This window comes from Rhizobium cerradonense (assembly GCF_030182455.1).
In the GTDB taxonomy this organism is placed as follows: Bacteria; Pseudomonadota; Alphaproteobacteria; order Rhizobiales; family Rhizobiaceae; genus Rhizobium.
On record NZ_JAQJCK010000003.1, the window covers coordinates 138,967 to 153,136 of the forward strand.

Here is a 14,170-nt window from a genome sequence, read left to right on the forward strand (position 1 = left end):
CTCCGTGTGGCCGCCCCGATCCTTCGAGGCTCGCCTTTGGCGAGCACCTCAGGACGAGGCGGATCATCGTCTGCGTTTGCGATTGGTTGTTCTCGACCTCACCCTAAGGTGCCGCCGCAGGCGGCCTCGAAGGGCGGGGTTGAGCCGCGATGTTGCGTTAATAAGGCGCCTGCACCGGCCCCATGCCGACATAGACCGTCTTCAGCTCGGAATAATGCTCCAGCGCCGCCAGCGAGTTTTCGCGGCCGAAGCCGGATTGCTTGGAGCCGCCGAAGGGGATTTCCACCGGGGCAAGGTTGTAGGTGTTGATCCATAGCGTGCCGGCTTCGAGCTGGTCGACGATGCGGTGCGCGCGAGTGAGATCGGCGGTAAAGACGCCGCCGGAAAGGCCGAATTCGGTGGCGTTGGCGCGAGCGATCACCTCTGCCTCGTCATCGAAATCCAGCACGCACATCACCGGGCCGAAAATCTCTTCGCGGGCGATCGTCATGTCGTCGGTGACATCTGCGAAAACGGTCGGCTGTACGTAATAGCCTTCGCCGGCGACATTGTTGGGAATGCCGCCGCCGGCGACCAGCGTCGCGCCTTCCGCCTTGCCCTTCTCGATATAGGACAGCACCTTCTCGCGCTGCGCCCAGGACACCATCGGGCCGATTTGCGTTGCCTCGTCCATGGGGTCGCCGATCACCATGGCCTCGGTGCGGGCCTTCAGGCGCTTCAGGAATTCGGACTTGATCTTCCGGCTGACGAAGACGCGCGTGCCGTTCGAGCAGACCTGGCCGGTCGAATAGAAATTGCCGAGCATGGCCCCGCCGATGGCGCTGTCGAGATCGGCGTCGTCAAAGACGATCAGAGGCGACTTGCCACCGAGCTCCATGGTGACGTGCTTCAGGCTTCCCGCAGCCGATGCGGCGACCTTGCGGCCGGTCGGCACGGAGCCTGTCAGCGACACCTTGGCAACGTCGGGATGGTTGATCAGTAGAGGCCCGGTTTCGCGGTCGCCCTGGATAACGTTATAGAGCCCCTTCGGCAGGCCGGCCTCAATCAGGATCTCGGCAATCTTCAGCGCGCCGAGCGGCGTGTTTTCGGAGGGCTTGAACACCATGGCGTTGCCGGCGACCAGCGCCGGCGCGCCCTTCCAGCAGGCGATCTGCTGCGGATAGTTCCAGGCGCCGATGCCGACGCAGACGCCGAGCGGCACACGCTTGGTATAGGCGAAATCGCCGCCGAGCGGGATGTAGGAACCGTTGAGGCCGGCAGCGGCCACGCCGCCGAAGAATTCGAAACTGTCGGCGCCCGAGGTCGGGTCCGCGACGATCGTCTCCTGGATCGGCTTGCCGGTGTCGAGCGTTTCCAGTTCGGAAAGCTCGCGGTTGCGCTCGCGCATGATCTCGGCGGCGCGTTTCAGGATGCGACCACGCGCCGTCGGGCTCATCGCCGCCCATTCCGGCTGCGCGCGTTTGGCGCTGGCGATCGCTTTTTCGACGATGGCGGGAGTTGCCGCATGTAGCCGGGCAATAACTTCACCGGTCGCGGGATAGATGCTTTCAATGGCGGTGCCGTCGGTGTCCTCGACATATTCCCCATCGATGAAATGCGAGGCTTTCGGCTGGGCTTTGAGGGTCATTTTATCGGTCCTTTTGAAGGGCGGCCTTTTGGGAAAGCGGCGCAAGCAGAGCGTTGATGTAATCTTCGGTAAGCGCAATCGACGCTTCGATGCTGATCGGCGCCGATCTCAGACTTTGACGGATATAGAGACCATCGATCATCGCAGCAGCGCCCTCGGCGATGCGTTCTGCGTCTTCGCCCGAACACAGCGCCTTGAGGTTGGCAAGCAGGTTGGAGCGCAGCCGCCTTGCGTAGATGACGAGGAAGCGGCGCGTCTCCTCGGAACGCTGAGCCTCGGCATAGAAGGCGAGCCAGGCGGCAATCGTCTCCGGCGCGAATTGATCGGCCTGGAAACTGACGCGGATGATGGCGGACAGTTTGTCTCGGGGCGTCTTTGCCGAGCTCAGCGCTGTCACCACGCTGTCGCGCAGGCGCTGTAAGTGACTCCTGACGGTCTCGATCAAAAGCTGTTCTTTGCTGCCGAAATAGTGATGGGCGAGGGCGGGAGATACTCCTGCCTGCTTGGCGATTTCGGACATGGTGACGGTCAGCGAGCCGTGATCGCCGATCACGCGCATCGCCGCATCCACAAGCGCCTTGCGGCGCACCGGTTCCATCCCGACTTTCGGCATATATCACCCCTGAGCTGGCGGTGATTATATTTTTGATTGACTGATCAATCAACAAAAAATTAGAGCCGATTTGACCGACAACAGAATCTGCTGCTTTCCGAGATACATCCTGTATCATACCCCCGGGAACGAGGAGGTGCAGTCATGGTCAATGTTCTGGAGGAAGTTCCGCCATCCGCTGTGCGCGGCAAATGGGGATGGTTCGTTGCGCTGGGTGTGTTTCTGCTCATTTGCGGCGGGATCGCATTTGGCAATCTTTTCATCGCGACTGTCGTATCGGTCTATTACGTCGGCATGCTGATGCTGATCGGAGGCGTCATTCACCTGGCGCACGCCTTTCAGGTCCGAGGATGGGAGCATATTCTGTTCTGGGTGCTCAGCGGCCTGCTCTATACGCTCGCTGGTCTTCTTGCCTTCGCCAATCCCTTGCTCGCCTCCGAAGCGCTGACGCTGTTTCTTGCCGTCGCGTTGCTCATAGCCGGCACCTTTCGCGTTTGGGTCGGCCGCAAGGTGAAGCCGGAACCGGGTTGGATATGGATTGTCATCGGCGGGGTGGTGACGGCACTCGCCGGCATTGCCATCGCTGTTGGCTGGCCGCTCAACAGCCTCTGGGTTCTCGGCCTGTTCCTCGCGGTCGACCTTATATTTCAAGGTTGGACGTTGATGGCCTTCGGCTTCGCTCTTAGGCAGTAGCGGCGGGTGACGAGAGGGTAACGAACTACTACTTTTGACAAGAAGTGTGAGCGGCGTTACTCTTTGAAGGCTTCCGTGGAGGAGCGGAGTGGCGCTTAGCTGACGTTACGGCAGGCGCAGTTATCTGAGCATGCATATCTATTGAGATGTGCCTTCGAAGCTCCGACAATATGCATTGGAATATATCTCCAGCAAAGAGTTTTTCTAAAGAACTAAAAAGGGAGAAATATCATGCCGATGGTAACGGTTTCCATCTCTCCGCTTCAGGCTGCCGGCATCCGCGCGGCTGTTGACACCGGAACGTATGCTTCGAGTAGCGAGGTCGTGCGCGAGGCTCTGCGCATGTGGGATGCGGCGCGCAAGCGTGGCGAGATCTGCGATGTGCCCCACGCAGCCAATGATCCCGATAGCGTCGCGAAGAGCAGCCGCTGCGTTGCCGACATGTTCGCTGATTACGAGGCGGAACGACGCCGGCATAACTGAGCGGAGAACCACAACATCCGCCAGGAGATGACCGGCCGCCCCTGGATCGAGGCGGCTTGGCCATGGGTTAACACCCTTTTACCATTCACGAAACTTTCATATGGGGGAAAGGTTTCGTTGACCGTTGTGACGCATCTTGAGCCGAAAATCCGACGAAATCCAAAGTTTTACGCAAAACTTAGATCTAAAATTCTTAAGTGGAGAGGGGCATGTCCCTGACTGCCGCCATCGAGCCGGGTGCATTGCGCCGGTATGCTAGTGACCAGATTGTTACGCTCGCCAAGCTCGTTATCGAAAATGCTTTCCAGCCGATCGTCGAGACAGGCACAGGCGCGGTTTTCGGCTATGAATCCTTGATGCGCGGGCAGGAGCGCATCGGCTTCGACAGCCCGATCGAAATCCTTGACGAGGCCGAGCGCACCGGCCAGCTCCTGGGCCTGGAACAGATGGTGACGAGCCGGGCACTGGCGAAATTTGCGACCCTTGCCAATGCCAGAACCGCAACCCTCTTCCTCAATCTCGATGTCCGGCTGATCCCGCAGGGCGAAATGCTGGTCGACGGTTTGCTGCAGCACATGAAGAAGGCCGGCATCGCGCCGTCCTCTGTCTGCTTCGAATTCTCCGAGCGCTTCGACAATACCAGCGTGCCGGAATTTTGCGATCTGGTCGCCAAAATGCGCGACGCCGGCTTCAAGCTTGCGATCGACGATTTCGGGGTCGGTCACGGCGAGATGAAGCTGTTATCGGACTATCCCGTCGACTATCTCAAGATCGATCGGCACTTCGTCGCCAATATCGATCGCAACGCCCGCAAGCGTCACATTCTCAGAAACCTCGTCCATATCGCACATGTCCTTGGCACGCGCGTCATCGCCGAAGGCATCGAGACCGAAGCGGAGTTCCTGGTTTGCCGCGAATTCGGTGTCGATCTCGTCCAGGGCTGGTTCATTGCCCGGCCGACGACGCTGATCAACGAGCTGAAACCCAGCTTCCCGCATCTACAGGATCTCGGCAAAATGGTCCGCAACAGCCAATCGCTGGACGAAATTCTCATCCGCAAACAGATCGAAGTGTTGCCGACCATCCGCGAGAATGACAGCATCGACAGCGTTTTCGAACTCTTCCGCCGAAATCCACGGCGAGCCTATTTTCCGGTCGTCAATGCCAACGGCGAGCCGCGCGGCATCATTCACGAATACCGGCTCAAGGAATATATCTATCAGCCCTTCGGCCGCGACCTGCTGAAGAACAAAGTCTATGAACGTTCGATCTCGCATTTCGTCGAGATGGCACCGATCGTCGGTCTGGATTCCGACGCCGATACCCTGATGACGATCTTTGCCAATATGGAAAGCAGCAACTGCCTGATCGTCACCGAGGGTACGCATTATGCCGGCATTGTCTCGGCCGCGTCGCTGATCAAGGTCATCAATGAGAAGCAGCTCAAAATTGCCCAGGATCAGAATCCGCTGACCGGCCTGCCGGGCAATCGCGCCATTCATAATTTCATGCAGAATGCCGGTCGCGACGGCGACGAGATCAGGCACTTCTGCTATTGCGATTTCGACAATTTCAAGCCGTTCAACGATGCCTACGGCTTCCATCTCGGCGACCATGCCATTTCGCTGTTTGCGGCGCTGATGCGGCGCTACTTTTTCGCCGAGCGCCATTTCCTGGGCCATGTCGGCGGCGACGATTTCTTCATCGGCGTGACGGGTTGGAATGTTGACGAACTGCGCGAGGTTCTGGATCGGCTGCTTACCGATTTCCACGCCGACGTCCTGGAATTCTATTCGGCGGAAGACCGCGCCGCCGGCCGCATCCGCGGGCACGACCGCAGCGGCGCGGAGGCGTTGTTCCCGCTAATGCGTTGCTCCATAGGCATCCTGGCATTGCCCGAAGGGCTGGTCATCGATGATATCAGCCGCGTCAGCACCTCGATTGCCGGCATCAAGGCAAAGGCGAAGGAAGACAAAATCGGCGTGGCATATTTGAGTCTGGGCGAGACGAATTGACGCCCTCCCATACCGGCTTCTTTTCAGGCAGCATGCGCTAAACTATCTCCACTGCTTTGCTGGGAGAGGAGAACGAGCCATGCACTTGCCGTCTGAAATGCGTTTTGTGGATTTGCCATCCTTCGGTGCTCCCGAGGTCATGACGATTGCCCGCAGGCCTCTGCCGGTGCTCAAGGACGGCGAGATCCTCGTTCGCGTCGAGGCGGCCGGCGTCAACAGGCCGGATGTTGCCCAGCGCCAGGGCATTTATCCGCCGCCGAAGGACGCAAGCCCTATCCTTGGCCTGGAAATCGCCGGCGAAGTCGTCGATGTCGCACGTGGCGTCACGGAATTCGCCATCGGCAACAAGGTATGCGGCCTCGCCAATGGCGGCGCCTATGCCGAATATTGCGTTCTCCCGGCCGGCCAGGCGTTGCGCTTTCCAAATGGCTACGACGCCGTTCGCGCGGCGGCGCTGCCCGAGACGTTCTTCACCGTCTGGGCCAATCTTTTCCAGATGGTCGGCCTTACCGAAGGCGAAAGCGTCCTGATCCACGGCGGCTCCAGCGGAATCGGCACGACGGCGATCCAGCTCGCGCACGCTTTCGGCGCCACGGTCTACGCCACCGCCGGCTCGAAGGAGAAATGCGAAGCCTGCGAGAAGCTCGGCGCGAAGCGGGCCATCAACTATAAAGAGGAAGACTTTGCCGAGGTCATCAAGGCGGAAACCGGCCATGGGGTCGATGCCATCCTCGACATGATCGGCGCTGCCTATTTCGAGAAGAATCTGGCTTGCCTCGCCAAGGATGGCTGCCTGTCGATCATCGCCTTCCTTGGCGGCGCGGTGGTCGAGAAGGCCAATCTGCAGCCAATCATGGTCAAGCGCCTGACGGTCACCGGTTCGACCATGCGCCCGCGCACGGCGGAAGAAAAGCGCGCCATCCGCGACGATCTCCACTCCCAGGTCTGGCCGCTGCTTGATGAAGGGACCGTCGCGCCCGTCATTTACCGAACCTTTGCCTTCGAAGACGTCGTCGAGGCGCACAAGCTGATGGAGACCAGCAATCACATCGGCAAGATCATGCTGAAGCTGGCCTGATGAGGGTGAACGAGACGGTGACGGCAACGAGGCCCGGCAGCGCCATAGACGCATAAAGCCAGGTGGCGGCAGACACGCTACCGGCGATGCCGCCGGGGTCGGCAAGTCCGGCGCTGTTGACGATCACGCCCGCCAGCGAAGCGCCGAACGCGCCGCCGAGCGACTGCACCATCGAAATGGCCGCCGAAGCCTTGTCCTGCTCGGCACCGCCGACAAGGCGGATGATCCCTGCGATCAGATGCGCCCAGCCAAGACCGACGCCGAAACCCATCAGAAACATGGCGACAACGGTGGGAGCAAGCCAAACGAGCTCTCCAGTCGGATTGTCTCGGGCTACAAAGGCGATCAGTGAAGCGGTGGCGGCGGTTTCGAGCACGCTGCCGACGATGATGGCACGGGCGGCTTGCTTCCCCGAAAACGAGGCGCTGATGAAGGCGGCCGCGGTCCAGCCGAGCGCCACGAGCGCGACGAGATAGCCTGACGCCAGCGGCGCGACACCGTGCATGCTCTGCAGGAAGTAAGGGATATAGATGTCGCTTGTCAGTACCATCATCATCGCGAACATCATCAGATAAAGCCGGGAGATCGGCCTTGCGAGCATGACGGCGTCCTTCGGCAGGAGCCTCGTTTTGCTCTTGCGCTCGAGGACCAGCATCGCCGCGATGAAGGTGACAGCGAGGCCGATCAGCAGGATCTTCGTCGATCCGTGATCGCTCGTGCCGGCAAGGCTCATCAGCAGGACCGCGGTGAGCAGAAGCGCGATCTGGATCAATGGCGGTTTTCCCTCCGCGCGGTCGTCCTCGACGCGCGGCAGCAGCCATCGCGCCGAAAAAGCCATGATGCCTGCCACCGGTACGAGGATAATGAAGGCTTCGCGCCATGCGCTGCCGGCGGAAAACAATCCGCCGAGCGTTGGCCCAAGCACCGTCGCCACGCCCCATAGTGCGGCATAGAGTGTGGAGGCCTTGCGCCACAGCGGCTCGGGGTAGACGAAGCGGACAAAGGCATAGGCGAGGGCCGCGAGCATGCCGACGCCGAAGCCTTGTACGGCGCGTCCGGCCAGCACGACAGGCATCGCCGGCGCGGCGGCGCAGATCAGGTTTCCCACTCCGAATATCAGCGCCGCAGCGACATAGACCGCGCGCAGGCCTATGCCTCTCGGCCGTGTCGCAACGGTGATCGAGCCGAGCACGCCGGCGGCGACGAAAAGCGTCGTCATCCAGGAAAACAGCTCCAGGCCGCCGATATCGCGAACGACGGAAGGCGCGATCGTCGCAGTGATATAGGATTCGACGGCATAGAGGGCGACGCCGCCGCCGAGCATCAGGGTTGGTGCCAGAAACTCAGGTGAGAAGAGGGTGAAGAGAGAGGTAGAGCGGGATGAATCTGCATTTTGGATGCTCGACATCGGATGATCCTCGGCATTTTCCCTAGCGAATAATTATTTTCCAAGTTATAAATTGGAAAATCACACAGTCTCGAAATTAAAACAAGAAAAAACTTGGAAAAATGCGCCAATCGCCCGTCAATCGTATCTCGATCCTGTTGAAAACCGACGGCCCACAGCTCGCATCGACGATCGGTAATGCGCTCGGCATATCGTCGGAAGCGGCACGCCAGCAACTGACGAAGATGGGAGAGGAGGGCTTGGTCGAGCCAGTGACGGAATCAGCATCCGGCAGGGGCCGGCCGCGGCAGTTCTGGCACCTGACGGCCGCCGGCAGCCGCCAGTTTCCAGACGGCCATGCCGATCTGACCGCGACACTGCTGACGACCATGGCCAAGCAGTTGGGGCAGGGTGCGGTCGATGCGGTCATTTCCGCCCGCGAGGCGGAGACCTTAAAGCGCTACCGCAGCGAGATCGACGTCTCCGCCGATCTACCATCGCGCGTCGCGATGCTTGCGGCCATCCGCACGCGCGAGGGCTATATGGCGGATTATTGGCCGGAAGAGGACGGTTCGCTGGTGCTGGTGGAGAACCATTGTCCCATCTGCGCTGCCGCGACCGCATGCGTCGGCTTCTGCCGCTCGGAACTCGAGACCTTCCGTGCGACACTTGGGGCAAGCGTGGAGCGGGAAGAGCACATCCTCCTCGGCGCGCGGCGCTGTGCCTACCGGATTCGAGCGCTCTGAAGTGAAACGGCTATGCTGCCCGTACAGTCAATTTCAAACCGAGAGCGCGAATGACGCCTGATAGCGTTTCCAGTGTCGGATTACCGCCTTCGCTGAAGGCCTTGTAGATCGTTTCGCGGCTGACCCCGGCTTCCTTTGCGAGCTGCGTCATGCCGCGGGCACGGGCGACGTCACCGATGACTGCGGCAATAAGTGCAGGGTCGCCGTCCTCGAATGCCGCTTCGACATAGGCTGCAATGGCTTCAGGACTGTCCAGATGTTCCGTCGGATCCCAAGGTTTGGTTTCGAGTGCCATGATCAAGCCTCCTTCGCGAGTGCTTTAGCCTTTGCAATATCGGCGTTCTGAGTGCTCTTGTCGCCACCGCATAGGAGCAGAACGAGTTCCTGGCCGCGTTTATGATAGTAAAGCCGGTATCCCGGGCCGTAATCGATGCGAAGTTCGCTGATGCCTTCGCCGACAGGCTTTACATCGCCGGGATTTCCAAGCGAGAGGCGACGAATCCTCACCTGGATACGAGCAACCGCGTTGATATCTTTGATTTTGCCAAGCCACTCAGCGAACTCAGCGGTCTGACGGATTTCGATCATTTGTGTACTATAATACACAGAATTTCACTGTCAATTATAATACACAAAGCTATCGGTATTGAACCCAGATGATATGAAGGAGGTGGCGGCCAACGGTCATCGATTCCTGAGCCGGTTGGCAATCCTCTGCGCAGCGGCTATCAGTAGCGTATACCGCAAATCAAAGAGCGCTTCCGATCATGTCCAATCCCGTCTGCGTCGAAATCACCCGTGGAAATCTCGTCGAGAGCCGTCATCGCGGTTCGGTTGCCGTCGTCGATGGCGATGGGACGTTGGTGCTGTCGCTCGGCGACATTGAGAGTGGTGTGTTTCCGCGTTCTGCCTGCAAGGCGATGCAGGCTTTGCCACTGGTAGAAAGCGGTGCGGCGGATGCCTATGGCTTTGGCAACACGGAATTGGCGCTGGCCTGCTCCTCGCATAGCGGCGAAGACGCGCATGTGGCGCTGGCTGCCTCCATGCTCGCCCGCGCCGGGCGGGACGTCAGCGCGCTGGAATGCGGCGCACATTGGTCTTTCGAGCAGAAGGCGATCATCCACCAGGCGCGCACGGTCGGAAAGCCGTCGGCGCTGCACAACAACTGCTCGGGTAAACACTCCGGCTTCATCTGCGCCTGCTGCCATCAACATATCGATCCCAAAGGCTATGTCGGCTACGACCATCCGCTGCAGCGGCAGATCCGCGAGACGATGCAAAGCCTGACGGGAACGCCGCTTGGTTACGACAATTGCGGCACCGACGGCTGCTCGATCCCGAACTACGCCGTGCCGCTCAGAAGCTTGGCGCATGGCTTCGCCAAGATGGCGACGGGCAACGGCCTGGAGCCGCTGCGCGCCAAGGCCTCGCGCCGCCTGTTCGAAGCCTGCATGGCTGAACCCTTCTATGTTGCCGGCACCGGCCGCGCCTGCACCAAGCTGATGCAGGTCGCCCCCAGCCGCATCTTCGCCAAGACCGGCGCCGAAGGCGTATTCTGTGCAGCAATTCCTGAACAGGGCGTCGCGATTGCGGTCAAATGCGATGATGGCAGTGCCCGCGCAGCAGAAACCATGGTTGCAGCCGCGCTCGCCCGCTTCTTTGAAAAAGACAGTGACGTCCATGCCGGTCTGATGGGAATGGCCAATAGGGCGCTCAGCAACTGGAACGGCATCCAAGTCGGCGACATCAGAGCCGCGGCCGCACTGGCGGCATAAAACGCCGGTAGAAGACTCCAACTTGGATGTGCATAGCGCATCTGCGTCAGTCGCCGACGGTGAAAATCGGAACCTGTGCGCTGCGATAGGGCGCCAGGCTCGCCTCACTGATATCTGACGGCACGACCATGCCCGAAACCGCCGTGATGGGCAGGATATGGCAGGGAGAGGCGGCATCCAATTTCTCCTGGGTCACCATCACATAGGTTTCCGCCGAGCATTGCGCGATATGCCGTTTGATGGCGGCCTCCTCGAAATCGCCGGTAGAAAGGCCGTGAACGGGGTGAATAGCGGTGACACCGAGGAAGAAAATGTCCGGGCGCACCAGTGAGATTGCCGCAATCGCCGCCGCGCCCGTCGCCACCATTGAGTGTTTGTAGAGTTTGCCGCCGATCAGGATCACGTCGGCTGTCGGATGATGTTCCAGCTCGCCCGCGATCGTCGGGCTATGCGTGACGACGGTGAAGGCAAAATTCCGGGGAAGATGGCGGGCGATTTCCGCCGTCGTCGTTCCACCATCGAGAAACACCGTCCGTCCTGGTCGGACCATCCTCGCCGCATAGGCGCCGAGCTGCCGCTTCGCATCCGGCGACACGCCCCGTCGCGTTGAGAAATCCGGCAATTCCGGTGTGAGCGGCAACGCGCCGCCATGCACGCGCTTCAGCAGCTTTTCCGCCGCCATTTCCCTCAGGTCCCTGCGGATCGTGTCTTCGGACAGACCCAAATCATCGGCAATTGTCTTGGCAATTACCTGGCCGTCGCGGCGCAGGATATCGAGAATGAGAGTCTTTCGCTGGACTGTAAGCATGCCTGATTCCGCACGATAATTCATGGAATGACGTGAATTTATCAGAAATGAGTCGACAATCAAGAAATTTAGCGCATATTCGTGCAAATTCCTGCATGGTGCGGGAAAAGAGGAGATATGACATGTTGATCTTGATTGCTGGGCCATATCGTTCGGGAACCGGAGACGATCCACGGAAGATGGCCGAGAATCTCAAGCGGCTGGAGGAGCCGTCCTATGCACTGTTCAAGGCGGGGCATGTGCCTATGATCGGCGAATGGGTCGCCTTGCCGGTCTGGCACGCTGCGGGCGGCAAAAGTATCGGCGACGATCTCTATGAAGAAATATTCCACCCGACCGCTGGTCGGCTGCTGCAATTGTGCGAGGGCGTTCTCAGGCTCCCAGGCGAGTCCAAGGGAGCCGACAATGACGTGCGCATCGCCGGCGAACGCGGTATCCCGGTCTGGTATCGGCTGGAGGATGTGCCGGGCTGCGGCTAACGGACTGGCGGCGTGCCTCCCACAAGGGCGATGCGCAGACGGCATCCATCAAAAGCTTTCATGATCGATATCAGTGCTGGCCACTTCCGTATTGCCACGGTCGCAGCTAACGTCGAGTGAAATCGAGGAGGAAACGGATATGCTGAATTTGTATTTCTCACCGGGTAGTTGTGCGCTCGCCAGCCTTATAGCACTCGAGGAGTCGGGCCTCGCCTACGAGGCGCGGCGCCTCAATTTTGCCGTTGGAGAGCAGCGTTCGCCGGATTATCTGGCAATCAATCCCAAGGGACGTGTTCCGGCTCTGGTGACCGACAAGGGCGTCGTCACGGAAAACGTGGCGATCCTTGCCTATGTTGCCCAGATCGCGCCGGCTGCCCGGTTGGCGCCACTCGACGATCCCTTCGATTTTGCCCGCATGCAGGCCTTCAACAGCTATCTCGCCTCGACCGTCCATGTAAACCACGCTCACAAAGGGCGCGGCTATCGCTGGACCGACGATGCCGCGGCAATCGAAGCGATGAAGGCCAAGGTGCCGCAAAACATGGGCGAGTGTTTCGCGCTGATCGAGGAGAAGATGCTGGAAGGGCCGTGGGTGATGGGCGAGCAGTACACCGTCGCCGACGGCTATCTCTTCACGCTGGCAAGTTGGTTGCCGGGCGATGGCGTCGATCGGGCCAGCTTTGAGAAGGTCAGCGCCCATCACGCGCGTATGCTGGAGCGCCCGGCCGTGCAAAGGGCCATCGCCGCCGAGCGGGTTTGATCACTCGGCGACGAAAGCAGCCCGCAATTTCTTTGGTGCCCGAAACCGCCAGGCCTCGATCAGCCGCAGTTGCAGTTCGTCGTCGCCGATGGCGGCGATGCGCAATGGCAGCGACGGCCAGCCGACATAGTGATCCGTCTGGAAATAGATCTCCGGCGCCATCTCGATTAGCTGCTCCTTGCGGTCGATCGGCACCGCCAGCACGATCGTCTCGTCATTCTTGATGGAAACGAAAGCCTTGCCGCCCACCTTCAGCGCCGGCATACCATAGTGGGTGCTGATCTCGACCTCGGGTAGGCGGGCTTCCGCTACAGCGCGTTGGAGGCGCTGGAAGATCGCGTCAATATCGATGCCTATAGCCATACTGCGCTATCCCGTTCCGATCGGATATCGTTGAGGAAACATACATGATCGGAGGCGGGCGCCGAAGAGCTGGTTGGGATCGTTCAGCGCCGTGAGATGACTTGTTCCTGCATTATACGCATTCTTTCAATCTCAGATCTTGCCCCTCCGCCTTCCGCCCCAAATTCTCCGGCGTCAACGGCAGATCGGCCAGTTCCTCCAGCGACATGGCCGCCAGAGCCGGATGCTGCAACGGGTCGTCCTGCCGCTCGCTGTCGTCGTGCAGCAGATGATTCAAGAAAAGCTTCAGTATCGACATGCCATGCCTCCTCGTTCTTCCGCGATGATGCGCCCTGAGGCGGTTAGTCGGCGGGACGGTGGCGGTTCGGGTTTTATGCCGCGATGATCGCGCGCATCGGGCAGCTTTTCAATTGAGAATGCCGGCATGCTGATATAGATATTCTATATGAAGAATCTCAACAGCGTTCATCTGAATGGTCTCCGGGCGCTAGAGGCCGTGGGACGGCTCGGGTCGTTGCAGGCGGCCGCCGATGAGCTTGGCGTGACCATCGGCGCCGTCAGCCAGCAGGTGATCAAGGCCGAGGCGCAATTGGGGCGACCGGTTTTCGAGCGCACGCCGAAAGGGATGACGGTGACGGAGGCGGGTATCTCGGTTCTGGCGCGGCTCGGCGAAGGCTTTCAGGCGCTCTCGGCGGCGGTCACCGCCGCACAGCATCGCGACGACAATATCCTCACCATCTCGGTTGCGCCGGTCCTCGCCGCCCGCTGGCTGGTGCATCGGCTTGATCGCTTCGCCAAGCGCCATCCGGATATCAGGCTCCGCATCGACGCCACCACGCAACTCGTCAATCCGGCAACATCGGATGTCGATATCGGCATCCGGGTCGGCAATGGGCACTGGCCGGGCGTGAAATCCGAACTGCTATTGGCGCAGGAAATCTTTCCGGTCGTCACACCGCAGATCGCCGCCAAACTCAAGCAGCCTGCGGATCTGTTAAATGTGCCCGCCGTCATTGACGGGCATGCCATGTTCACCTGGGATGTCTGGCTCAAGGAGGCAGGCCTCTCCGGCAAATGCATGGAAGAGCGACATATCTTCAACGATGCGTCGCTCTGCCTCGATGCCGCCATGTCGGGCCAGGGCGTAATGCTTGCCTGGCAAACGCTGGCCGCCTATGCGTTGCAACAGAAGTGCCTCGTGGATCCCTTCGGTATCCGCGCCAAAACCGGTATCGGCCACTATTTCATCACGGCGGAAGGCGTGCGCGAGGCGAAAAAAGTCACCGCCTTCAAGAGCTGGATCAGAGAAGAGATGGATGAGAGCATGCAGCTCTTCCGTTGAG

At 60.0% G+C, this 14,170-nt stretch carries 17 protein-coding genes; 9 read left to right on the forward strand and 8 right to left on the reverse strand.

What is annotated here, in order from left to right:
- Window positions 1-157: 157 nt before the first annotated feature.
- Both betB and betI read right to left on the reverse strand, forming a co-directional pair.
- Window positions 158-1,627, reverse strand: coding sequence for a betaine-aldehyde dehydrogenase (gene betB, locus PH547_RS08265; protein ID WP_104822348.1), 1,470 nt, complete (start codon window positions 1,625-1,627; stop codon window positions 158-160).
- A 1-nt stretch (window position 1,628) separates the two neighbouring features.
- Window positions 1,629-2,240, reverse strand: a complete 612-nt coding sequence (betI, locus tag PH547_RS08270) for a transcriptional regulator BetI (protein ID WP_104822349.1) — start codon at window positions 2,238-2,240, stop codon at window positions 1,629-1,631.
- Window positions 2,241-2,384: 144 nt separating this feature from the next.
- Here betI and PH547_RS08275 point away from each other — a divergent pair, with 144 nt between their 5' ends.
- The 4 genes from PH547_RS08275 to PH547_RS08290 all read left to right on the forward strand — a co-directional run bounded on the left by PH547_RS08275 (window position 2,385) and on the right by PH547_RS08290 (window position 6,509).
- Entirely contained in the window at window positions 2,385-2,933 is a 549-nt protein-coding gene (locus tag PH547_RS08275; RefSeq protein ID WP_104822350.1) for an HdeD family acid-resistance protein, read from the forward strand.
- A gap of 231 nt (window positions 2,934-3,164) precedes the next feature.
- On the forward strand, window positions 3,165-3,416 hold the full coding sequence (locus tag PH547_RS08280) for a ribbon-helix-helix domain-containing protein (RefSeq protein ID WP_104822351.1): 252 nt from the start codon (window positions 3,165-3,167) through the stop codon (window positions 3,414-3,416).
- Window positions 3,417-3,625: 209 nt separating this feature from the next.
- Entirely contained in the window at window positions 3,626-5,431 is a 1,806-nt protein-coding gene (locus tag PH547_RS08285) for a GGDEF domain-containing protein (protein WP_104822352.1), read from the forward strand.
- Window positions 5,432-5,510: 79 nt separating this feature from the next.
- Window positions 5,511-6,509, forward strand: coding sequence for an NAD(P)H-quinone oxidoreductase (locus tag PH547_RS08290; RefSeq protein WP_104822353.1), 999 nt, complete (start codon window positions 5,511-5,513; stop codon window positions 6,507-6,509).
- On the opposite strand, the gene PH547_RS08295 is transcribed toward PH547_RS08290, so the two are convergent.
- A complete protein-coding gene (locus PH547_RS08295; protein WP_104822354.1) occupies window positions 6,490-7,917 on the reverse strand; it encodes an MFS transporter in 1,428 nt (475 codons plus the stop codon). The two genes, PH547_RS08290 and PH547_RS08295, sit on opposite strands and share 20 nt — an antisense overlap.
- 101 nt (window positions 7,918-8,018) lie before the next feature.
- Here PH547_RS08295 and PH547_RS08300 point away from each other — a divergent pair, with 101 nt between their 5' ends.
- Window positions 8,019-8,642, forward strand: a complete 624-nt coding sequence (locus PH547_RS08300; protein ID WP_104822355.1) for a helix-turn-helix transcriptional regulator — start codon at window positions 8,019-8,021, stop codon at window positions 8,640-8,642.
- Between the two features lie 10 nt (window positions 8,643-8,652).
- On the opposite strand, the gene PH547_RS08305 is transcribed toward PH547_RS08300, so the two are convergent.
- On the reverse strand, window positions 8,653-8,937 hold the full coding sequence (locus tag PH547_RS08305; protein WP_104822356.1) for an addiction module antidote protein: 285 nt from the start codon (window positions 8,935-8,937) through the stop codon (window positions 8,653-8,655).
- A gap of 2 nt (window positions 8,938-8,939) precedes the next feature.
- Window positions 8,940-9,230, reverse strand: coding sequence for a type II toxin-antitoxin system RelE/ParE family toxin (locus tag PH547_RS08310; RefSeq protein WP_104822357.1), 291 nt, complete (start codon window positions 9,228-9,230; stop codon window positions 8,940-8,942).
- A 179-nt stretch (window positions 9,231-9,409) separates the two neighbouring features.
- Between PH547_RS08310 and PH547_RS08315 the strand changes: the two genes are divergently transcribed.
- A complete protein-coding gene (locus tag PH547_RS08315; RefSeq protein ID WP_285167981.1) occupies window positions 9,410-10,417 on the forward strand; it encodes an asparaginase in 1,008 nt (335 codons plus the stop codon).
- A 46-nt stretch (window positions 10,418-10,463) separates the two neighbouring features.
- Here PH547_RS08315 and PH547_RS08320 read toward each other — a convergent pair whose 3' ends face one another.
- Window positions 10,464-11,225, reverse strand: coding sequence for a DeoR/GlpR family DNA-binding transcription regulator (locus PH547_RS08320; RefSeq protein WP_104825017.1), 762 nt, complete (start codon window positions 11,223-11,225; stop codon window positions 10,464-10,466).
- 122 nt (window positions 11,226-11,347) lie between these two features.
- On the opposite strand from PH547_RS08320, the gene PH547_RS08325 reads away from it, so the two are divergent.
- Both PH547_RS08325 and PH547_RS08330 read left to right on the forward strand, forming a co-directional pair.
- The gene (locus PH547_RS08325) at window positions 11,348-11,704 is read left to right on the forward strand and encodes a DUF4406 domain-containing protein (protein WP_104822359.1); all 357 of its coding nucleotides are present in this window, start codon (window positions 11,348-11,350) and stop codon (window positions 11,702-11,704) included.
- 139 nt (window positions 11,705-11,843) lie between these two features.
- A complete protein-coding gene (locus PH547_RS08330; protein WP_104822360.1) occupies window positions 11,844-12,464 on the forward strand; it encodes a glutathione S-transferase family protein in 621 nt (206 codons plus the stop codon).
- Here the strand turns inward: PH547_RS08330 and PH547_RS08335 are convergent, their stop codons facing one another.
- Both PH547_RS08335 and PH547_RS08340 read right to left on the reverse strand, forming a co-directional pair.
- Window positions 12,465-12,827, reverse strand: coding sequence for an MmcQ/YjbR family DNA-binding protein (locus PH547_RS08335; protein ID WP_445944981.1), 363 nt, complete (start codon window positions 12,825-12,827; stop codon window positions 12,465-12,467).
- A 112-nt stretch (window positions 12,828-12,939) separates the two neighbouring features.
- A complete protein-coding gene (locus PH547_RS08340; RefSeq protein ID WP_104822361.1) occupies window positions 12,940-13,125 on the reverse strand; it encodes a hypothetical protein in 186 nt (61 codons plus the stop codon).
- Window positions 13,126-13,272: 147 nt separating this feature from the next.
- Here PH547_RS08340 and PH547_RS08345 point away from each other — a divergent pair, with 147 nt between their 5' ends.
- Complete coding sequence (locus tag PH547_RS08345) at window positions 13,273-14,169, forward strand: LysR substrate-binding domain-containing protein (RefSeq protein ID WP_104822362.1); 897 nt, start codon at window positions 13,273-13,275, stop codon at window positions 14,167-14,169.
- Window position 14,170: the final 1 nt, after the last annotated feature.